21 protein-coding genes are annotated in these 18,507 nt (G+C 63.6%); 9 read left to right on the plus strand and 12 right to left on the minus strand.

Annotation, left to right across the window (positions count from 1 at the left end):
* The first annotated feature begins 98 nt into the window (after positions 1–98).
* Positions 99–479, plus strand: coding sequence for a hypothetical protein (locus AB5Y95_RS14355; protein WP_161957736.1), 381 nt, complete (start codon positions 99–101; stop codon positions 477–479).
* A 54-nt stretch (positions 480–533) separates the two neighbouring features.
* Here AB5Y95_RS14355 and AB5Y95_RS14360 read toward each other — a convergent pair whose 3' ends face one another.
* Both AB5Y95_RS14360 and AB5Y95_RS14365 read right to left on the minus strand, forming a co-directional pair.
* Positions 534–1,307, minus strand: coding sequence for an ABC transporter substrate-binding protein (locus tag AB5Y95_RS14360; RefSeq protein WP_017787909.1), 774 nt, complete (start codon positions 1,305–1,307; stop codon positions 534–536).
* Positions 1,308–1,452: 145 nt separating this feature from the next.
* Positions 1,453–2,682 (minus strand): hypothetical protein, encoded by a 1,230-nt coding sequence (locus AB5Y95_RS14365; RefSeq protein ID WP_368161460.1) that lies wholly within the window; start codon positions 2,680–2,682, stop codon positions 1,453–1,455.
* A 214-nt stretch (positions 2,683–2,896) separates the two neighbouring features.
* On the opposite strand from AB5Y95_RS14365, the gene AB5Y95_RS14370 reads away from it, so the two are divergent.
* The 3 genes from AB5Y95_RS14370 (at position 2,897) to AB5Y95_RS14380 (ending at position 4,968) form a co-directional block, all read left to right on the plus strand.
* Positions 2,897–3,223 (plus strand): YnjH family protein, encoded by a 327-nt coding sequence (locus tag AB5Y95_RS14370; protein ID WP_010635865.1) that lies wholly within the window; start codon positions 2,897–2,899, stop codon positions 3,221–3,223.
* Positions 3,224–3,628: 405 nt separating this feature from the next.
* The gene (locus tag AB5Y95_RS14375; RefSeq protein ID WP_005306188.1) at positions 3,629–4,114 is read left to right on the plus strand and encodes a GNAT family N-acetyltransferase; all 486 of its coding nucleotides are present in this window, start codon (positions 3,629–3,631) and stop codon (positions 4,112–4,114) included.
* Entirely contained in the window at positions 4,111–4,968 is an 858-nt protein-coding gene (locus AB5Y95_RS14380) for a GyrI-like domain-containing protein (RefSeq protein ID WP_368161461.1), read from the plus strand. The genes AB5Y95_RS14375 and AB5Y95_RS14380 overlap by 4 nt, the downstream gene beginning before the upstream one ends.
* Before the next feature lie 71 nt (positions 4,969–5,039).
* Here the strand turns inward: AB5Y95_RS14380 and AB5Y95_RS14385 are convergent, their stop codons facing one another.
* Both AB5Y95_RS14385 and AB5Y95_RS14390 read right to left on the minus strand, forming a co-directional pair.
* Positions 5,040–5,939, minus strand: a complete 900-nt coding sequence (locus tag AB5Y95_RS14385) for a DMT family transporter (protein WP_368161462.1) — start codon at positions 5,937–5,939, stop codon at positions 5,040–5,042.
* 148 nt (positions 5,940–6,087) lie between these two features.
* The gene (locus tag AB5Y95_RS14390; protein ID WP_005306181.1) at positions 6,088–6,528 is read right to left on the minus strand and encodes a DUF2214 family protein; all 441 of its coding nucleotides are present in this window, start codon (positions 6,526–6,528) and stop codon (positions 6,088–6,090) included.
* 109 nt (positions 6,529–6,637) lie between these two features.
* On the opposite strand from AB5Y95_RS14390, the gene AB5Y95_RS14395 reads away from it, so the two are divergent.
* A complete protein-coding gene (locus AB5Y95_RS14395) occupies positions 6,638–8,248 on the plus strand; it encodes a diguanylate cyclase (RefSeq protein ID WP_368161463.1) in 1,611 nt (536 codons plus the stop codon).
* Positions 8,249–8,263: 15 nt separating this feature from the next.
* Here the strand turns inward: AB5Y95_RS14395 and AB5Y95_RS14400 are convergent, their stop codons facing one another.
* Genes AB5Y95_RS14400 through AB5Y95_RS14425 form a run of 6 tightly spaced genes read right to left on the minus strand, consistent with a single transcriptional unit; the run spans position 8,264 to position 13,535 of the window.
* A complete protein-coding gene (locus tag AB5Y95_RS14400; RefSeq protein WP_017785516.1) occupies positions 8,264–8,923 on the minus strand; it encodes an HAD family phosphatase in 660 nt (219 codons plus the stop codon).
* 39 nt (positions 8,924–8,962) lie between these two features.
* Positions 8,963–9,970: an ABC transporter ATP-binding protein gene (locus tag AB5Y95_RS14405; RefSeq protein WP_025202543.1), complete on the minus strand. Its 1,008-nt coding sequence runs from the start codon at positions 9,968–9,970 to the stop codon at positions 8,963–8,965.
* A 6-nt stretch (positions 9,971–9,976) separates the two neighbouring features.
* Complete coding sequence (locus AB5Y95_RS14410) at positions 9,977–10,753, minus strand: ABC transporter permease (RefSeq protein ID WP_368161464.1); 777 nt, start codon at positions 10,751–10,753, stop codon at positions 9,977–9,979.
* Complete coding sequence (locus AB5Y95_RS14415; protein WP_368161465.1) at positions 10,746–11,645, minus strand: ABC transporter permease; 900 nt, start codon at positions 11,643–11,645, stop codon at positions 10,746–10,748. The genes AB5Y95_RS14410 and AB5Y95_RS14415 overlap by 8 nt, the downstream gene beginning before the upstream one ends.
* Positions 11,645–12,478, minus strand: a complete 834-nt coding sequence (locus AB5Y95_RS14420) for an alkaline phosphatase family protein (protein WP_219326923.1) — start codon at positions 12,476–12,478, stop codon at positions 11,645–11,647. Before AB5Y95_RS14420 ends, AB5Y95_RS14415 begins: the two co-directional genes overlap by 1 nt.
* A gap of 10 nt (positions 12,479–12,488) precedes the next feature.
* Entirely contained in the window at positions 12,489–13,535 is a 1,047-nt protein-coding gene (locus AB5Y95_RS14425) for an ABC transporter substrate-binding protein (protein WP_368161466.1), read from the minus strand.
* A gap of 198 nt (positions 13,536–13,733) precedes the next feature.
* Between AB5Y95_RS14425 and AB5Y95_RS14430 the strand changes: the two genes are divergently transcribed.
* The gene (locus tag AB5Y95_RS14430; protein WP_368161467.1) at positions 13,734–14,573 is read left to right on the plus strand and encodes a UTRA domain-containing protein; all 840 of its coding nucleotides are present in this window, start codon (positions 13,734–13,736) and stop codon (positions 14,571–14,573) included.
* A 39-nt stretch (positions 14,574–14,612) separates the two neighbouring features.
* Here the strand turns inward: AB5Y95_RS14430 and AB5Y95_RS14435 are convergent, their stop codons facing one another.
* Both AB5Y95_RS14435 and AB5Y95_RS14440 read right to left on the minus strand, forming a co-directional pair.
* The gene (locus AB5Y95_RS14435) at positions 14,613–15,377 is read right to left on the minus strand and encodes a helix-turn-helix transcriptional regulator (protein ID WP_216973489.1); all 765 of its coding nucleotides are present in this window, start codon (positions 15,375–15,377) and stop codon (positions 14,613–14,615) included.
* A gap of 445 nt (positions 15,378–15,822) precedes the next feature.
* A complete protein-coding gene (locus AB5Y95_RS14440; protein ID WP_005306149.1) occupies positions 15,823–16,737 on the minus strand; it encodes a LysR family transcriptional regulator in 915 nt (304 codons plus the stop codon).
* Positions 16,738–16,994: 257 nt separating this feature from the next.
* Here AB5Y95_RS14440 and AB5Y95_RS14445 point away from each other — a divergent pair, with 257 nt between their 5' ends.
* Genes AB5Y95_RS14445 through AB5Y95_RS14455 form a run of 3 tightly spaced genes read left to right on the plus strand, consistent with a single transcriptional unit; the run spans position 16,995 to position 18,477 of the window.
* On the plus strand, positions 16,995–17,327 hold the full coding sequence (locus AB5Y95_RS14445; RefSeq protein ID WP_011707661.1) for a hypothetical protein: 333 nt from the start codon (positions 16,995–16,997) through the stop codon (positions 17,325–17,327).
* 30 nt (positions 17,328–17,357) lie between these two features.
* The gene (locus AB5Y95_RS14450) at positions 17,358–18,044 is read left to right on the plus strand and encodes a pirin family protein (RefSeq protein WP_005306141.1); all 687 of its coding nucleotides are present in this window, start codon (positions 17,358–17,360) and stop codon (positions 18,042–18,044) included.
* A gap of 40 nt (positions 18,045–18,084) precedes the next feature.
* Positions 18,085–18,477, plus strand: coding sequence for a DoxX family protein (locus tag AB5Y95_RS14455; RefSeq protein WP_005306139.1), 393 nt, complete (start codon positions 18,085–18,087; stop codon positions 18,475–18,477).
* The last annotated feature ends 30 nt before the right edge of the window (positions 18,478–18,507 follow it).

Raw genomic sequence — 18,507 nt, forward strand, 5'->3', positions numbered from 1 at the left:
CAAGCGGGCGACCCGGCGCGCAAGGATTGCCGTGGGGTAAGGCAGTCCCTAGTATTGGCAGCTATGTTATTTCCATGCAGCAAACCTTGGGACCTTCCATGAAACAGTTTGGTTTTTTTCTGGGCATCGCCATCGGTGTCATCCTGATCCTGTTCGGCAGCATCGTCATCTTCCAGGCCCTGCCTGCCGCGCTGGACGTGCTGGAGATGCCGAGTCGCATCCCCTTCGTGCGCGAGGTGTACACTTGGCTGATGACCAGTGCCAGCGGCCTGACCGGCCAGCTGGAGCAGAACTTCCTGGAGGCGTTCCAGACCGTGCTCAAGCTGATCCTGCTCATCACCTTCATGTGGGTCTGCGTCAAGCTGGTCAACATGGGGGTCCTGATCATCCGGGCCGGGGTCGACCTCATCCGCACCGCCATCGAGCACAGCGAGGGCGCCCAGACCAAGAAGTCCGAGCACGACCATCACTTCCAGTGAGCGGCTCGTACCATGAAACAGGCCACCTTCGGGTGGCCTGTTTGTATCTGGTACTTACTCTATTCGCGGCAGGTGATCGGCCGGAGGTGGCTGCACCACATCCTGGTAGCGGGCGATGAGCTGCTTGAAGGCTTCCCCCTGTCTGACCTTGTCGAGCGCCTGCTGCAGGCGGGCGACCTGCTGTTTGTCCGCCGCCGGGTTGAAGGCGAAGCAGTTGTCCTGATCCGCCAGGGTGGCGACGGTGACGAAGGTATCGGACGAAAAACCGAGCTGCCTGGCCTGATGAAACAGCATCACCTCGTTGCCGGCCACCAGATCGGTGCGGGCCATGATGAGCTGGCGCACCACCTGATCCATGCGCTCCACCGACATCAGGTTGGCGGGGCTGATGCCCCGGTTGAGCAGCAGCTGCTCCCCCACGTCCGCCTGCATCACCCCGATCTGCAGCCTGGTCAGATCGGCCTTGCCGGTCACCTTGGGGGCATCCCGCTTGCGGCCCACCAGCGACACCCGCGAGTGGCTGATGGGGCAGACCCAGAGGAAGTGGGGATCCCGCGCCCGGGTGTGGGCCGTGGTGAACAGCACGGCATCCGGCTGCTGGGTCAGCAGGTACCAGGCCTTGGCCCAGGGCATGAAGTGGATGGGCTGCTCCGGCTCCCCCATCTCCTGCCACATCAGCCTCAACAGCTCCACCGCCAGGCCGGTGCTGTTGCCCTTCTCATCCTGGCCGTTGAACGGCATGTTCTGCTCGGAGTAATAGGTGAACGCCGAGGCGGGCAGGGCGGCCCCCAGACAGCAGCAGACAAACAGACCGAGCAGACGCGACATGGCAGCACTCCTTGCGAAAAGTCGTCTTCATCCAGTTTAGGGAGTTATACCGAGAAGTTCATGATTTCCGCTGCCAGGGAGCGGGCGGAAGGGGAGTGCGGGAGGGGAAAACAGCCAGGCCATCTTGCGATGGCCTGGGGAGGGGTTACTTGAGCAGTGCTTCCATCTCGGCTTCGGCGGCGGCGCGCGCGGCTTCGGCCTTGGCGGCCGCATCGGCGACCGCCTTGCCGGCGGTGGTGGCATCCGCGCTGCTGACCGCCTGCTTGGCCGGTTCGGTCACGGTCTTGGCGGCCTGCTGCTGCACGGTGGAAGCGGCACTGCTGACTGCCTGCTTGGCAGGCTCTGCCACTGTCTTGGCGGCTTGTTGCTGCACGGTGGCAGCGGCGCTGCTGACCGCCTGCTTGGCAGGCTCGGTCACGGCCTTGGCGGCCTGCTGCTGCACGGTGGCATCCGCGCTGCTGACTGCCTGCTTGGCGGGCTCGGCCACGGTCTTGGCGGCCTGTTGCTGCACGGTGGCAGCGGCGCTGCTGACTGCCTGCTTGGCAGGCTCGGTCACGGCCTTGGCGGCTTGTGGCTGCACGGTGGCAGCGGCGCTGCTGACTGCCTGCTTGGCGGGCTCTGCCACCGTCTTGGCTGCCTGTTGCTGCACGGTGGTCGTGGCGCTGCTGACCGCCTGCTTGGCGGGCTCGGTCACTGCCTTGGTGGCCTGCTGTTGTACGGTAGCAGTGGCACTGCTGGCTGCCTTGCCGGCTTGTTGCTGAGCCGAGGTAGCGGCGCCGTTCACGACCTGCTGGGTGGTGTCAGCCATGGTCTTGCTGGCGCCCTGCTGCAGTGAACCCAGCACGCTGCCGAAGAGCGAGCTGCCGGTGGCCGCGCCGCTCAGGCTGTTGGTGGCACCGGAGAGCGCACTGGCTGCCGGATTGCCCTGCGCCTGCCAGTTCTGCATCTCGCTGGGCCAGCTCGGAGTGCTGGCCGCCAGGTTTTCGCCAAAGACCTGGGGCGTGCCGTCGCCCTTGAGCAGCATCACAGACATCTGGTTGGTCTGCGAGTTCCAGACCATGCCTGCCTGTTTGGCCACCTCGGGCATGGGGGCATAGCGGGAGACCACGTAGAACAGCGGCCCCTCCTGCTGCAGCTCGTTGGCGGTCTTGAGCAGCTGCATGGTGCTGTCGTAGTTGGGGCCGAGGATGGCGGTCATCCGGTCCTTGATCAGGGGCTGTTCAAACAGGTTGGCCTGGTTGGGATCGAAGCCGACCAGGGGTTTGAGCAGGGCCCACATCAGCTGGCTGGTGGGGCTCATCATCAGCAGGGGGGCAACGCAGGCGGACAACATCAGGCTCAGGCAGGCCGCCTGGAGCAACGGCATGATACGCATTGGGATAATATCCAAATAACGATTTGATTAATAAGGTTATATTTGTCTGGGGCCGACAAATTCAACGGGTTCTCCTGGCCCGGTTCTGAGACGGGCGGGCAGGCGCTGGCAGGCTACCATATTGGCTTGGGAATGCCAGAGAGGGCACCGCTTATTAATCAAGTTTGTGCGGCTGCCGGTCGCTTCCATTCTTCATCAAGCGAGGAGTGACATCATGAATTCAGGCAAGAGGGCAGGCGGCTGGCTGCTGCTGGCACTGCTGGGCGGTGCGACCGGTATCGGCGTGGCGGCAGAACCGAAGCGGACGGAAGTGGGCAGCGAGCTGGTGTTGCCGCTGGGATCGCTGCCGGAGCGGGTCTGCTGGTATCAGGATCAGAAGTATTCGGCAGGGGCCCGGATCCGGCAGGGTGATGACTGGCTGGAGTGCGCTGCGCAAAACGAACAGGAAAGCAACGGGCCTCTGGTCTGGCGCGAGCCACAAAGGGCGTCGGATGCGGCTGGCAAGGCGACACAGAGCGGCACCATCACCGTGGGCCAGTGAGGCTTTTCTTGATCCAGCTAAAGACATGGACGTGACCTCTATCGCATAATGCGGCTCTTTTCCTCTCTTGACTGGGACTTCAGAAATGGCTCGTCGCTCTTCCAACACTCAACGTCGTCGCAACAGCTGGTGGTACAAACGCCTGTTGGTACGGGAACGTGCAGAGCGCGAAGCGCGTTCCGTTCGAGATTGATACTGCAGTGAAACACGGAGCCTCTGGCTCCGTTTTTTATTCATCATGCGTCGTGATGATGCGGGGGCCCTTGTGCCCCCGTTTTGTTTGTCCGCCGCCCGGTGCTGCCCCATGACGATGGGACGCCAAATTGCCCGCGCAAATAACCGTGGCAGGGGGATGACCGGACCCTTCTGATACTGCATGATGAAGTTTTCGAGAAGGAGCCTCAGATGCAGATCACCATTCGTCACGCCGAACCGGCCGATGCCCCCGCCTTGCGGGATCTCTATGCCATGCCCAATGCCCAGGCGGGCACCCTGCAACTGCCCTATCCGACCCTTGGGGTCTGGCAGAAGCGACTGGAGAGCGGCAGCGTGGTGGCGCTGGTGGCTGAAGTCGACGGTCTGCTGGTGGGGAATATTTCACTCCATATCGAGCCCAACCCCAGGCGCAAACACGTGGCCTGTATCGGCATGGGGGTGCGGGATGACTGGGCGGGCAAGGGAGTGGGCTCCGCCCTGTTGGGGGCCGCGCTGGAGATGGCCGACAACTGGCTCAACCTGCGCCGCATTGAGCTGACCGTCTATGCCGACAATGCAGCGGCGCTGGCGCTCTATCGCAAGTTCGGCTTCATCGAGGAGGGGCTGGCCCGTGGTTTTGCCTTTCGCCAGGGTGAGTATGTGGATGCCCTCTACATGGCGAGGATCCGGCCATGATCGACTACCGTCGCCGGCTCATCCCGGTGCTGCGGGCGCTGGAGCAGGATCCGGATCTCACCATCGAGGCGCTGGCGGAGCGGGCCTGCCTCTCCCTCTACCATTTTCACCGGGTGTTCACCGCCGTGGCGGGGGAAGCTCCGGGCGAGATGTGCCGGCGCCTGCGCATGCAGCGTGCCGCCTGGCAGCTCTGCTACACAGATGCCAGCGTCACCGCCATCGCGCTGGGGGCTGGGCTCGGCAGCTCCCAGGCGTTCGCCAAGGCGTTTCGTCGCTACTATGGCTGTACCCCGGGGGCCTTTCGCCGCGACAAGGGCAAGAATGGACACCTAGAGAGCAAGGATGGACACGCATGGGATGGTCTGTCCCCTTATGCTGAAGGCCACTCATCAGCAAGGAGCAACACCATGAAAACCGTCGAGATGGATGCCCGTACCCTGGCCTATATGCGGGTCACCGGTCCCTATGGCGAAGGCTATGACGCCGTCTGCGGTCGCCTGCACCAGTGGGCCGCCGCCCGCGGGCTGGAGGGCGGGGAGTGGATCTTCATCTACCACGACAACCCGGAGGTGACGCCGCCGGCCCAGTGCCGCACCGATATCGGCATCACTGTGCCGCCCCAGACCCGGGGCGAGGGGGAGGTGGAGACCCAGCTCATTCCGGCCGGCCGTTATGCCCAGTCCCGCTACCTCATCACCGATCGCAGCCAGTACGGGCCGCGCTGGCAGGAGCATGTGGGCGACATAGTGGCGGCCGGGCTGGAGTTCGGCAGCGGTCCCTGCTTCGAGCTCTACCACAGCGTGAGCAACGATCCCCTGCGCGATGACGTGAGCTTCTGCTCCAGCGTGCGCTAGACGCGCGGCAATAAAACGAGGCGCCTGTGGGCGCCTCGTTTTATTTGGGATGGAGGCTGGCCGTTACCTCATCATGGTTGGCTGGGCACCTTGTCCCGCCGGGATTTCCACCACCAGCGCAGGCGGATCTGGGAGATCAACATACCCGCCAGCATCAGGGCGCAGCCGACGAAGGCGCGCTCGTCCAGGGTTTCCCCCAGCAGCAGGACGCCGCCGATGGCGGCGAACACCGTCTCCAGGCTGAGGATGATGGCGGCATGGGCCGGGTGGGCGCCACGCTGGCCCACCACCTGCAAGGTGTAACCCACCCCCACCGACACCAGGCCGGCGTAGAGCAGCGCCTGCCAGCCGGCCACGGCACCGGCCACCGAGGGGATCTCGATGAAGAAGGCGGTGGCCAGACTGAGCAGGCCGCACACTACGAACTGCACCCCGGCGAGGCGAATGGGGGCGACCCGGCTCGAGTAGTGATCCAGCACCAGCAGGTGCACCGCCCAGAACAGGGCCCCCACCACCTGCAGCAGGTCGCCGTAGCCAATGGTGAAATCCTCGGTGACACTGAGGTAGTAGAGTCCCGCCATGGCGATGAGGGCGCCAACCCAGGTGTTGGCCCCCGTCTTGTGGCGCAGGGCCAGGCCGATGACGGGCACCAGTATGATGTAGAGGCCGGTGATGAAGCCTGCCTTGGCGGCCGTGGTGTAGAGCAGCCCCACCTGTTGTAGCGATGCGGCGCTGAACAGCACGGTACCGGCGATGAGGCCGCCGGTCAGCAGCAGGCGGCGATCTCCGGCCTGCCCGCCCGGCTGGCGGGATTTGAGCCACCACAAGAGCGGCAGCAGGGAGAGGGCCCCCAGCAGAAAGCGCAGGCCGTTGAAGGTGTAAGGGCCCATGTGGTCCATCCCGAGCCGCTGGGCGACGAAGCCCAGCCCCCAGATGGCGGCGGCCATCAATAACATCATGTTCGAACGCATAGATTCATCCCTGAAAGACGGACGGGCAGGGCCGTGCCGCAAAGCGCCAGCCTCCAAGATAACCGTGAGCGGGGGGATTTGTCTTGCGCTGTCGGTGAAGTTGGCGGCGTGAGCGGGTATCTCGCTGCACTGCCGCAGGCCGGGGGACTTAGCCGTTGGCGATCCTGGCCAGCAGGGGAATGAGGGCGAGCAGCAAGAGGTTGCCGCGCAGGATCCAGATCACCCAGAACTGCTGCTGAATGGAGACCATGGGGGCGCGTCCCTGGCGCAGGGAGCGGCGCCAGCGATAGAAGAGGCGGCTGGGGTAGCCAAAGCTGATGGCCATCACGAAGAACAGCAGCAGCTTGGTGCGGTAGCCCGGATTGGCGAGCAGCACGGCCGGTTCGTCGGGGTGGGCGAGCACCTGCAGCACCCCGGTGATGAAGATGAGCAGCAGGGCCAGCGCCGCCAGACCGTCGGCCAGCAGCAGCTTGCGTACCTGCTCGATGGACATGCCGCGGCGGAACAGGAAATATTCGGAGGTGATCGCCCCGGTCAGGGTGATCACGGCGCAGTAGTGCAGCGCCATCAACAGGTCCGGGTTCAGCATCCGTGTCGATTACCTCTAATTGAGCAGATAAACAGCTTCCTTTTGGACGCCATCTCGCGCTGCTGATATTCTGACACTACGCGTGGTCTGGCAATAGCAGGAGTCAGGATTGGTTAAACGAGCGGTCGCCAAAAAAACCTGGTCCCTGGTAACAAGGATGCGTCTGGGCCTGCTTTTGCTGTTCATTCCGGTGCTGATGCTGGGTGGTATCTACTACCTGCACATGGAGCGGAGTCTGCAAAGCGAGCTGCAGCAACGCCTGCTCGCCACCAACCACCAGCTTCGTCACGTCTTCATCGAGCCCTATCTGCACGAGATGGAGCGCCAGTTCACCCTCATCTACGACAGGGTCAAGGTTGAGGACATCAGCGGTCCCCGCCTGCTCAACACCGAGACCTATCTGAAGGAGTGGCAGCTCTACAAGGGGATCATGGCCGATCTGGTCTACATCTATGTCGGCACCGCCGAGCGCCAGATGCTGATCTACCCCGATTGGCAGGCGGATGCCAACTTCGATCCCAGGGTGCGTCCCTGGTATCAGCTGGCCAGCCAGCACGTGGGCAAGATGGTCTGGACAGAGCCCTATTACGACTACACCAACGGCAACCTGGTGATCGCCCTGGCGCGGGCCCTGACCGACAGGGAGGGCAAGGTGCGCGGGGTCCTTGCGGTCGATGCCATCCTGGCCCCCTTCTCCGCCCAGCTGAATCGCCAGCTGGGTGAGGGCTACCAGATGATCGTCAACCAGTCCGGCAAGGTGCTGGCTCATCCTGATGCGGCCCAGCTGCTCAAGCCCATGACCCACCCAGAATGGCTCGCTCGCTTCACGCAGGAGGATGGCATCTTTCTGGACAAGGACTCCCGTCAGTTCGTGGCCTACAGCAGGCTGCAGGAGCGCAACTGGGTGTTGATCAGCGTGCAGCCGGCGGCCAGCGTGATGGCGGTGGTGGACAGGGTCTCCCTCAACGTGCTGCTGATGGTGGCGCTGGCCTGTGTGCTCTACCTGATGCTGGCGCTGATCTGGTCCCGCTATTTTCGGCGCATGCTCGACGAGATCTCGAGCATGATCCGGGCCAGCCGGATGGAGCCTGACGGAGTACCCCTGGGGGGCATGCGCGAGCTCAGGCACGTCTATGCCGAGCTGGCCGAGGTGAGCAAGGATTATCACGAGGCGCGCCAGCAGGCCAACCTGGACAAGCTGACCGGCCTCTACAATCGCCGCTTCTTCGATGAACGTTTCAACCGACTGCTGCAGGATCAGCAGCCGTTCTGCCTGGCCATGGTGGATCTGGACGACTTCAAGCGGGTCAACGACACCTTCGGCCATCAGACCGGGGATGTGGTGCTCAAGCGGGTGAGCCAGCTCGGCCGGGCCCTGCTGGGGGATCACGGCTGGGTCTGCCGTTACGGTGGCGAAGAGCTGGTGGTGTTGCTGGTCAACCCGGACATCCACTTCTGCCAGATGCTGCTGGAGCAGTTCCGCAAGGGGGTGGAGTCACTGGACTGGCGCGAGCCGGGGCTCAGGATCACCTTGAGCGGCGGGCTGGTGGCCAGCCGGGCGGGGATGGATGGCAAGGCGCTGCTGGCGGCGGTCGATGCCGAGGTGTATCGCGCCAAACGTGACGGCAAGAACTGCATCCATCTGGGCCGAGCAGAGGCGAAGGGGCAGGAGGAGACGCCCCCTGCCAACGATGCACTGCTGAGCAACGAAGAGGCCTGAGGGCCTCTTCTTCATTCAGGAGGCTAGCTGCCAGTCGAGAGTGGGCCAGGCCTGCTCGGTGGCGATCTGGCGCAGGCCCGGGGCGGGATTGACCGCATGGGGGTGGGTCACCGCCTGCAGCAGTGGCAGATCGTTGTGGGAGTCGCTGTAGCCGTGGCTCTCCCGCCAGGGGTCGGCGCTTGCGGCAAACAGCTGGTTGATGCGGGCCACCTTGCCCTCGCGAAAACTGAGGGTGCCACGGGTCTGGCCGGTCAGCATGCCGGCCTCTTCATCCAGCAGGATGGCCACGCAGTGATCCATCCCCAGCATCTGCGCCATGGGGGCCACCAGATGCTCGCCGGAGGCGGAGATGAGCACCAGCTCGTCGCCCCGCTTGCGGTGCCACTCGATGCGCTCCACCCCCTCAGGGTAGATGCGCTCGCGCAGCACCTGCTCGGCAAAGCGGGCACAGAGCGGGTCGAGCCACTGGCGCGACTTGCCTGCCAGCGGCTGCAGGGTGAAGGCCATGTACTGGTGCATGTCCATCTTGCCCTGATGGTAGAGGGACATCATGGCCTGCTCCTCGGCAATCATGCCGGCCGGGGCCAGCTCCTCGGTCACCATGTACTCCAGCCAGAGGCTGGCGGAATCCCCCGCAATCAGGGTCTCGTCCAGATCAAACAGTGCCAGTGCCATGGGTGCTCCTCGCAGTGAAAATGGAAATGTAATGGGGCGTCATGCTACCTCACAGAGTTGATCCCGGGCCACCGCCAGGGTCACGGCACTGCCCACCGGCAGCAGATCCCGGGCCGAGCGGTTGAGGCAATCCACCGTCAGCAGGCCTGCCTCACAGCTCACCTGATAGCGGATCACGTTGCCGAGCAGCTGCTGCCCGCTGATAACCCCCGGCAGGTGCGGCTCGTCGCTGCGGGCGCCGGCCGGCAGCAGGGAGAGGGATTCAGGTCGCAGCGCCAGCTTGCCACGACAGTGCTGGCCGAACAGGGCCTTGGCCTGCTCGCCATCGAGCAGGTTGTAGTTGCCGATAAAGCCTGCCACGAAGGCATCGGCGGGGCGGGTGTAGATCTCCTCCGGCGTGCCGCTCTGGACGATGGATCCCTTGTTCATCAGGAAGATCCGGTCCGACATGGTGAGCGCCTCCTCCTGATCGTGGGTGACGAAGATGGTGGTGAGCCCGAGGCGCTGCTGGATCTCGCGGATCTGCTGGCGCAGGCTGCGGCGGATGCGGGCATCCAGGGCCGAGAGCGGTTCGTCCAGCAGCAGGATCCGCGGCTGCACCACCAGAGCCCGGGCCAGGGCCACCCGCTGGCGCTGGCCACCGGAAAGCTCGGCCGGATAGCGGCGCTCAAAGCCGGTCAGCTCCACCAGCGCCAGCGCCTCCTGCACGCTGGCGGCCAGATCTCGCCCCGGCTGGGGCTTCATCTTGAGGCCGAAGGCGACGTTGTCCCGCACCGTCATGTTGGGGAACAGGGCATAGCTCTGGAACACCATGCCGATGCCCCGCTTCTGGGGTTCCTGCCAGGTAATCTCCTCACCGGCCACCCGCACCTGACCGCCATCCACCGGGGTGAGCCCGGCCAGCGCCCGCAGCAGGGTGGACTTGCCGCAGCCGGAGGGGCCGAGCAGGGTCACCAGCTCCCCCTTGCGGATGCCGAATTCGATCCCCTCGAACACCCGGGTGTCGCCGTAGGATTTGTGCAGTTGATTCACTTCTAGATGGAACATCTTGATTCACCTATGAAATCTGTTGGCCGCCCAGGTGAGCAGCAGGGTCAGCAGGAAGTAGCTCATCACCAGCGCGCTGGTGAAGTGGCCCGAGGTCGAACGCATGTTGTAGAGGTAGACCTGCAGGGTCTCGTAACGGGTGCCCACCAGCATGTTGGCGAACACGAACTCGCCAAGCAGGAAGGAGAGCGACAGAAACAGCGCCGCCAGCAGCCCCTTGCGCAGGCAGGGGATCACCACCAGCAGGAAGGCGCGGCGGCTGCTCGCCCCCAGCAGGTGGGCGGCATCCATCAGATCCCTGAGCGGCACCCCCTGCAGGCTGTTGGCCAGCGCCCGGTACATGAAGGGGAGCACCACGGTGAACCAAGTGCCGATCAGGATCCACGGCGTGCCGATGATGGGCAGGACGCCATCGGCATAGATCTGCAGCAGCCCGACTGAGGAGACCACCGGCGGCACCGCGAAGGGGAGCAGGATCAACAGGTTCATCCAGGGATCCAGCCTGGGGAAGTAGTAGGCCACCACCAGCACGGTCGGCACCAGCACCAGGGTGCCCAGCAGCAGGGTGGCGAAGCAGACCAGGAGGCTTCGGCCAAAGGCCGCCAGAAAGCGCGGATCGCCCCACAGCTTGAGATACCAGTCGAGGGTGAAGCCATCCGGCAGCAGGGTCGCCCCCCAGCGGGTGGAGATGGAGTAGAGAAATGTGGCCAGCAGGGGCAGCAGCAGGGTAGCCACCAGGGCCCCCAGCACCCAGCGCGGCCAGCCAGGTTTCAAATCATGCATGGGATTGCCCCTTGTTCACGTAGCTCTTTTTCAGCAGCCACTGGTTGGCGGCCGTCACCACCCCCAGCAGCACCATCAGGATCACCGCCAGCGCCGCCGCCATATTGGGCTCGAGGAAGATGTCGCCGGAGACCAGGCTCGCCACCCGGATAGTCACCAGATTGAAGTTGCCGGTGGTGAGGGCGTAGGCGGAGGCATAGGCCCCCACCGCGTTGGCAAACAGGATGATCAGGGTGCCGAGCAGGGCGGGGGTGAGCACCGGCAGCGCCACGTGCCAGACATATTGGCTCTTGCTCGCCCCGAGCAGGGCGGCGGCCTGGGGCCACTCATCCTGCAACGCATCGAAGGCCGGGTAGAGCAGCAGCAGAGCGAGCGGGATCTGGAAGTAGGTGTAGATGAGGATGAGGCCGCTGCCCGAGTAGAGGTTGAAGCCGTCGATGAGGCCCCAGGATTTCAGCAACAGGGTCACGGCGCCATTGATGCCGAGAATGATGATGAAGGCGAAGGCCAGCGGCACGCCGCTGAAGTTGCCGGTCATGGTGACAAAGGCCAGCAGCAGCCGTTTTACCCGCTCGCCACTGTGGCGCAGCGCCGCCGCCCCGAGCGTGCCGATGGCGAGCCCCGCCAGGCTGGCGATGCCGGCGATGCGCAAGGAGTTGCCGAACGATTGCAGGTAGAAGGGGGAGCTCAAAATCTCCCGGTAGTAGTCGAGGCCCCAGCCATCGGGGGTCTGAAAGCTGCCCACCAGCACCCACACCATGGGGGCGAGCTGGAACAGGATCATCAAGAGAATGAACGGCAGCAGCACCAGCGCGGGCAACCAGTGGCGACGCAGCCGGCGCCGGGTGATGGCGGGTTGATCCGCCAGGATCTCGGTAGTCGCGGGCATCATCAGTGTACCTCCGGCAGGTTGCCGGCCTTGAGCAGCGGCGGGCAGCCCGGCTTGTCGTGGGAAACCCCCAGCAGATCGGCCATCAGGGCACAGAGCTGGGTCTGCTGCATGGCGGGACCGGCCGGCCACTGGGCCACGAACGCATCGCCAAACAGCCAGAGCGGTACCCGGCGCTCCTCGGTCAGGGTACCGCCGTGGCTCAAGTCGTTGTTCATGCCGTGATCCGAGGTGATCACCACCTGATACCCCTCCGCCAGCCACTGGGGCAGCAGGTCGGCCAAGAGGCTGTCCATCCGGCGCGCCTGATTGCGGTACTGACGGGAGTCGAGGCCGAACCTGTGGCCCGCATCGTCCACCCCCATCGGGTGGATCAAGAGAAAATCGGGGTCGTACTGGCTGCGCAGCCACTCGCCATCCATCAGCAGATGGCTGTCGGGGTAGCCGTCCTCCCAGTAGAAACAGCCGTGCTGGATGGGCAGTCGCTCGTCATGGGTGAAGCGATCCCGCGCCGCTTGCCAGGGGCTCTGGTTGTAGAGCTCGCTCACCCAGTGGTAGGCCGCCGCGGCGGTGCGTTTGCCGCCCGCGCGGGCCAGATGGAAGATGGACTCCTGCCGACTGAGACGGCTCACCCCGTTGTGGGTGATGCCGCTCTCCACCGGCGTCGTCCCGGTCAGGATGCACTCGTAGAGGGGCCGGGAGAGGGAGGGCAGGGCACAGCTCAGGGTGGCCTGCAACCCCTGTCCCGCCTCCACCATGCCCGCGAGGTAGCCCATGCAATGGGCTACCTCGGCAGAGAGGCCATCCACAAGTACCACTATCACCTTGTGTTGCACTGGCCGCTCCTTACTGCATGTTGATCATGACGGTTTCCTGCCACTGGCGCGGCAGGGCCTTGGAGCTCTGCTCCCAGGCGGCGTGATCCTGGACCGGCTTGGCATTGGCGTACTGCTTGGCCGGCAGCAGCTTGGCCTTGACGTCATCCGGCAGAGTCACGTTGTTGCGGATGGGGCGGGCGTAGCCGCGTGCCAGGTTGATCTGGCCGGCGTCGGAGAGGATGTATTCCCGCGCCAGCTTGGCGGCGTTGGGGTTTTTGGCCCACTTGTTGATGATGGTGGTGTAGCCGGCGATGACGGAACCGTCGCTCGGGATCACCACATCAAACTTCTTGGGGTCGATCTGGTCGCGGTAGTTCAGGGCGTTGAAGTCCCACAGCACACCCACTTCCACTTCGCCCTTCTCGATGTTGGCGATGGTGGGGTCGTTCAGCGACAGACGGCCCTGCTGGGCCAGCTTGCCGAACAGCTCCAGCGCAGGCTTGAGGTTCTTCTCGCTGCCGCCGGTGGCATAGGCCGCCGCCAGCACGCCGTTGTTGGCCTGGGAGGCGACACCCACGTCACCCAGGGTCACCTTGTAGTCGCCGCCCAGCAGGGATTGCCAGCTGGTGGGGGCGGCCTTGACCAGATCCTTGTTGATCAGGAAGGCGATGGTGCCGGTATAGGCCAGCATCCAGTGACCATCCGCATCCTTGGCCCAGTTCGGAATGTCGGCCCAGGTGGAGGGTTTGTAGGGCTGGGTGACCCCCTGCTTGACCGCGACCGGGCCGAAGGCACCGCCCACATCGCCGATGTCGGCGGTGGCGTTGCCCTTCTCGGCGGCAAACTTGGCGATCTCCTGGGCCGAGCTCATGTCGGTGTCCTGATGCTTGATGCCGTAGATGCTGCCGAGCTGCTGCCAGGTATCCTTCCAGTTGGCCCAGCTGTCCGGCATGCCGACGCTGCTGAGCTGGCCTTCACCGCGGGCGGCCTTTTCGAGATCCGCGATGTTCTCGGCGGCAAACAGTGGCTGACTGATGGCCACCAGGGCCAGTGCACTTGCGATCACGCTTTTCATCATTCCATCCCTCTGGACTAGGTCAGTTAAGGTTCGAGAGGGATGCTAGAGGGGAAATATGACGGTGGCGGGGCGCTTTGATGGCAGTTTGATGACAATCGCCCTGTCATGGCGCTGTCATCCTGCACGGTTACAACTCTCAATCCGAGTGAGGCTGGACTACTCCAGCGAGAGGTTGAACCAGCCACGGCAGCCAGGATGATCGACAGGAAGATGAGCGTGATCGAACCGAGATTGAGCGAGCGGGCAGTGGCCGATGGCCGCGCCTCCAAGTGTGAACAGATTTGCCAGACCCTGCGCCGCTATATCGGCAGCGGCCAGCTGGGTGCAGGGCAGCAACTGCCGGCCGAGCGGGCCCTGAGCGAGCGCTTCGCCACCACCCGCATCACCATCAAGGAGGCGCTCTCCAGCCTCGAGGCGGATGGCCTCATCTACCGGGCCGAGCGGCGCGGCTGGTTCGTGGCACCGCCCCGCCTCACCTACGACCCCGCCATCCACACCCACTTTCACCAGTGGATCGGCGAGCAGCAGCGCACCGCCGAGACCCGGGTGCTGGCCCACGGCGGCGAGCTGGCCAGCAGCGAGCTCTGCCGCTGGATGGGGCTGGAGCCTTTCACCCCGCTCTATGAAATCCGCCGCCTGCGCCTCATCGACGGCCGCCCCGTGCTGCACGTCAGCCACCACCTGCTGGCCAGCCGGTTTCCCGACATCGCCAGCGCGCCGCTGGCCAGCTCCCTCACCGAGCTCTATCGGGAGCGCTATGGCATAGGCCAGGGTGGGGCGAGCCTTGAGATCACCCCCTCGGCGGCGCGCGGCGCCATTGCCCGCGCCCTCAATCTGGCGGAGGGGAGCGCCGTGCTGCGGCTGGTGCGGGTCAACTACGACGAGCGGGGAGCGCTGGTGGATTGCGACATCGAACACTGGCGACCGGACGCCATCCGCATCTGTTTCGATACGCGAGCATTGCAGCCACTCGCAGGCAAGCTGCCGCAAACCCGGCTCGTGGATCCGGCGTGTCCTGGCGGGTCATGCCTGTGAGGAAAGGAGGGGGAGCGGATCCCGCGGGATCCGCCGGGATCAGTTGTCGATATTGGGGATCAGGTCGTCGAAGCTCTGGTAGCCGCAGTCGGCCAGTTGCAGCGACATGGTGTAGGTCTTGCTGCCCTCCCGCTGGCCGATGGCGGGGCGGTTGAGCTTGAGCTCCTGGTGCCAGTACTCCTTCATCCGCTCGATCAGCGCCATCGCCTCGCTCTCGTCCAGATGGAGCTGACACAGGGCCATGTAGTTGTTGGGTCTGTGCATGTTCTCCACCAGATAGTCCCCCAGCACCGACATCGCCTGGCGCGCCTGCTGACGGGCGAAGCGGCTGTGCTGCTCGAAGCTGATCCGCTCGCTGATGAGGAAGTGGTAACTGTTGTCGATGCCGAGCTGCAGGATGCCGAGCTTCTCCAGCTTGCGCAGATAGAGGTAGCAGGAGGCATCGGTCAGGCCGTACTCCCGCTTGAGATCGATCAGGGTCTTGTCGCGCCAGAAGATGTTGGCGAGAAAGGCGTAGAGACCGGGCTCATTGTGGAACGCCTCGTCCTGCTCCTGGGTAAAGACGGCGCGCCGGCTCTGGGCGTCCTGGGTGCGGTCCAGCAACTCCTCGAACGAGAGCCCCACCAGATGGCACACCTCCAGCAGGGTGTCGAACGGCAGGGAGGGCTTGTTCATCATCCGTTTGACGGTGGCGATGGAGACCCCCATGGCTTCCGCCAGGGTCTGATAGCGGATCCCCTTGTCGGTCAGGGTCTTCTTCAGGGTGTCGAGAATATTGTTGGCCAGGGTCTGGCTGTAGGTCATGCAACTATTCCTTTATCTGCATTTTTATGTTGTGTCAGAAATTGAGTTCTTTTGTCGTTGTGGGCTCAGATATTGACACTTTAAAAAACCAGAGGAAACAAACCCGACCTAATCGATTGAAATGGCCAGACCAGTCGCGCTCGAAGGTTGCAGATAGTGATACTCTGCGGTGCATATCCTTCAACCGTTCAACATTTTGCTGGTGGCGCATAAAACATCGCGCATAATTCAAAACGAATCGGATTCAAGACCTTCCTGGTTGAGAAATCGATTGTTTGCTTCCAATTTAAGGGTTTTTTAAACCGCAAGGTTTTTTATTCTTTCCTGGCATTGAGCGGAACTCGCAAGAGGGCCGCTTTTTTCTTTTCCTAGAATCTGAGCCCGCCGTCAAGACAGGGGCTCAGTTTCGGCACTTCCTGCGCCGCCGCCCTCGCGCGGCAGACATTTATTCCCCCTTGCAGGGAAACAGCTTGGGTATCTCCCGGATCAGCCAGCTCTTGGCCTTGCCCATGGTGTCGCGCCGCCAGGCCAGCACCACCTGGATCTGGTGACGATACTCGGGGCTGATCACCTTGAGCCGTCCGGCCCGGATGTCCTCTTCAATCCAGCTCAGCGGCATGGTGCCGACCCCGATCCCCGCCAGCAGGGCATCGCGCTTCTCGCCCATGGTGCTGACGGTCAGCCGCGGCTGCTTGTCGAGCAGACGATAGGTGAGCACCGGCTTGCGCAGCGCCGTGTCGGCCACCGCGATGGCCCGGTAGCGGCGCAGGGTATCGTCCGCCAGGGGCTCCGGCTCCTGATGCAGGGGATGATCCGGGTGGGCGACGTAGAGCATCACCTCCTCCTGCAGCGGCTGGTGCTTGATGCCGGTCATCATGATGTCGGGATTGAGGGAGGAGATGAGCAGGTCGGCCCGGCCATCCTCCAGACACTCCCAACTGCCCGCCAGTACTTCGGCCCGCAGCCGCAGCCGGGTATCGGTCAGCTCGGCCAGCCGCTCCACCAGCGGGTAGAGCGCCTGCAGCGGCACCAGCGCATCGACGGCGATGGTGATGTCGGTCTCCCAGCCGCGGGCCAGCGCCCGGGTCTCGCCCACCAGATGCTCGGCCGCCTCCAGCAGAATCCGGCCGCGCTCCAGCAGCATGCGGCCGGCCGGGGTGAACTTGGTTCTGTGGCCGCTGCGGTCGAACAGCATGGCGTCCAGCTCGTCTTCCAGCTTCTGTACCGTGTAGCTCAGCGCCGAGGGCACCTTGCCCAGTTCGTCGGCTGCCGCCGCGAAGCTGCCGCGGCGATCGATGGCATCCAGCACCCGGATGGCTTCCAGGGTCAGCGCCCGTTCCTTGTTCAGTTCCTTGGCCATAAATTGCCTTCAATTTTTTTGAACATGTTTGCCAGTTTATCTCGCTAACAAGTTAGGCCAAGTGTCTTTAATATTCAATCAACGCTTAGGCAGGAGCGCCAAGCAGCCAAATAAACGGGTAGTTCCAGACTGTGACCCCCTCAATCAGGGCGTCTGACTTCGGTGAAAGAACAACACACTATTTGAATGACCTCTTGCATGGATGCATTGATTCTGGCCACAGCGGCCTTGGCAATGACATAAAACCAAGAGAGTGAATGAACATGAAAAACGTAATCAAGATGCTGGCCGTTGCAGGCCTGATGACCGCAGGTTTTGCTCAGGCTTCCGTTCCGGCCGACCTCAACGCCGCCCCGGGTGTGCTGTTTGTAAACTGGCACGCCACCGCCGCGGTGGAAGGCAAGGGCAACCCCATGCTGGAAGTGCGTGACGAGTCTGGCGACCTGGTTGCCTCCGTCCACGCCAACCTGATGGGCAGCCAGCAGGTCCAGATCCCGAGCCGCACCCAGGGCAACCTGACCGTGAGCCTGGGTGAGCAGAGCAGCGACTACCGCATTCCGTTCGGCATCGGTAGCGGCAAACAGCGTTAATCAACCGTATCGGTACGTGAGGAGCACACCATGATGAAATTGAGAGCCGCAGAAGCGCGCGGCAAGGCCAACTTCGGCTGGCTGGATGCGCGCCACAGCTTTTCCTTCGGGCACTACTACGACCCGGACTGGATGGGGCATTCAGTGCTGCGGGTCATCAATCAGGATCTGGTGGCGCCGGGTGGCGGTTTCGCGACCCACCCTCACGCCAACATGGAAATCCTGACCTGCGTGCTGCAAGGCACCATAGAGCACAAGGACAGCCTCGGCCATGCCGAGCAGATCCCGGCGGGGGATTTCCAGCTGATGAGCGCAGGCTCCGGCATCCGGCACAGCGAATACAACCCCTCGCAGACCGAGCCGCTCTCCCTGCTGCAAATCTGGATCGAGCCGAACGAACACGGCACGACACCCGGCTATCAGCAGAAGAAGATTGAAGCCAACCCGGGCATGACGCTGGTGGCGTCACCGGACGGCGAAGCAGGATCCTTCAGGATCCGCCAGCAGGCCCGCGTATGGCGGTTGCAGCTTGAACCGGGTGAGAGCCTCACCTGGGAGCTGGCCGGCCGACACGGTTACCTGCAGATGATTTCAGGGGAGCTTGCCGCCAACGGTCTGGCTGCCCGACCCGGCGACGGGGTACTCAGTCGTGATGAGCCCAAATGGGATCTGGTGGCCATGAGTGCCAGCCAAGCCCTGTTATTTGACCTACCCTGAAGCAGTCAGCGGTGATGTGACGCAAAACGAGGATATTGAAATGGACAAGATGAAAGATTTGGCACTGCTGGTGGGTCGCGTACTGCTGGCTCTGATGTTTGTGATTGCGGGCTGGGGCAAGATCGGCGGTTACGCCGGTACCCAGGGGTATATGGAAGCCATGGGCGTGCCCGGTTTCATCCTGCCGCTGGTGATCCTGCTGGAGCTGGGTGGTGGCCTCGCCATCATGCTGGGCCTGTTTACCCGCAGCCTCTCCGTGCTGATGGCCGGTTTCACCCTGATGGCCGCCTTTATTTTCCACTATCAGCCTGCCGACCAGATGCAGATGCTGATGTTCATGAAGAACGTCTCCGTGGCCGGTGGTTTCCTGGCCCTGGCGGCGGCCGGTGCAGGGGCCTTCAGCCTGGATGGCCGCCTCGGCAAGAACTGGTAAACCCCGCAGGTTCGAGTTTTCCAACGCCTT

Source organism: Aeromonas sp. R5-3, assembly GCF_040908225.1.
GTDB lineage: Bacteria > Pseudomonadota > Gammaproteobacteria > Enterobacterales > Aeromonadaceae > Aeromonas > Aeromonas dhakensis.

Excerpts from the sequence above, each read along its gene's own strand:
- AB5Y95_RS14405 (WP_025202543.1), bottom strand. The coding sequence starts at position 9,970 with ATGTTCCATCTAGAAGTGAATCAACTGCACAAATCCTACGGCGACACC.
- AB5Y95_RS14385 (WP_368161462.1), bottom strand. The coding sequence starts at position 5,939 with ATGCGTTCGAACATGATGTTATTGATGGCCGCCGCCATCTGGGGGCTG.
- AB5Y95_RS14355 (WP_161957736.1), top strand. The coding sequence starts at position 99 with ATGAAACAGTTTGGTTTTTTTCTGGGCATCGCCATCGGTGTCATCCTG.
- AB5Y95_RS14380 (WP_368161461.1), top strand. The coding sequence starts at position 4,111 with ATGATCGACTACCGTCGCCGGCTCATCCCGGTGCTGCGGGCGCTGGAG.
- AB5Y95_RS14400 (WP_017785516.1), bottom strand. The coding sequence starts at position 8,923 with ATGGCACTGGCACTGTTTGATCTGGACGAGACCCTGATTGCGGGGGAT.
- AB5Y95_RS14455 (WP_005306139.1), top strand. The coding sequence starts at position 18,085 with ATGGACAAGATGAAAGATTTGGCACTGCTGGTGGGTCGCGTACTGCTG.
- AB5Y95_RS14430 (WP_368161467.1), top strand. The coding sequence starts at position 13,734 with ATGATCGACAGGAAGATGAGCGTGATCGAACCGAGATTGAGCGAGCGG.
- AB5Y95_RS14410 (WP_368161464.1), bottom strand. The coding sequence starts at position 10,753 with ATGCATGATTTGAAACCTGGCTGGCCGCGCTGGGTGCTGGGGGCCCTG.
- AB5Y95_RS14445 (WP_011707661.1), top strand. The coding sequence starts at position 16,995 with ATGAACATGAAAAACGTAATCAAGATGCTGGCCGTTGCAGGCCTGATG.
- AB5Y95_RS14390 (WP_005306181.1), bottom strand. The coding sequence starts at position 6,528 with ATGCTGAACCCGGACCTGTTGATGGCGCTGCACTACTGCGCCGTGATC.
- AB5Y95_RS14365 (WP_368161460.1), bottom strand. The coding sequence starts at position 2,682 with ATGCGTATCATGCCGTTGCTCCAGGCGGCCTGCCTGAGCCTGATGTTG.
- AB5Y95_RS14425 (WP_368161466.1), bottom strand. The coding sequence starts at position 13,535 with ATGAAAAGCGTGATCGCAAGTGCACTGGCCCTGGTGGCCATCAGTCAG.
- AB5Y95_RS14450 (WP_005306141.1), top strand. The coding sequence starts at position 17,358 with ATGATGAAATTGAGAGCCGCAGAAGCGCGCGGCAAGGCCAACTTCGGC.
- AB5Y95_RS14435 (WP_216973489.1), bottom strand. The coding sequence starts at position 15,377 with ATGACCTACAGCCAGACCCTGGCCAACAATATTCTCGACACCCTGAAG.
- AB5Y95_RS14360 (WP_017787909.1), bottom strand. The coding sequence starts at position 1,307 with ATGTCGCGTCTGCTCGGTCTGTTTGTCTGCTGCTGTCTGGGGGCCGCC.
- AB5Y95_RS14415 (WP_368161465.1), bottom strand. The coding sequence starts at position 11,645 with ATGATGCCCGCGACTACCGAGATCCTGGCGGATCAACCCGCCATCACC.
- AB5Y95_RS14440 (WP_005306149.1), bottom strand. The coding sequence starts at position 16,737 with ATGGCCAAGGAACTGAACAAGGAACGGGCGCTGACCCTGGAAGCCATC.
- AB5Y95_RS14375 (WP_005306188.1), top strand. The coding sequence starts at position 3,629 with ATGCAGATCACCATTCGTCACGCCGAACCGGCCGATGCCCCCGCCTTG.
- AB5Y95_RS14370 (WP_010635865.1), top strand. The coding sequence starts at position 2,897 with ATGAATTCAGGCAAGAGGGCAGGCGGCTGGCTGCTGCTGGCACTGCTG.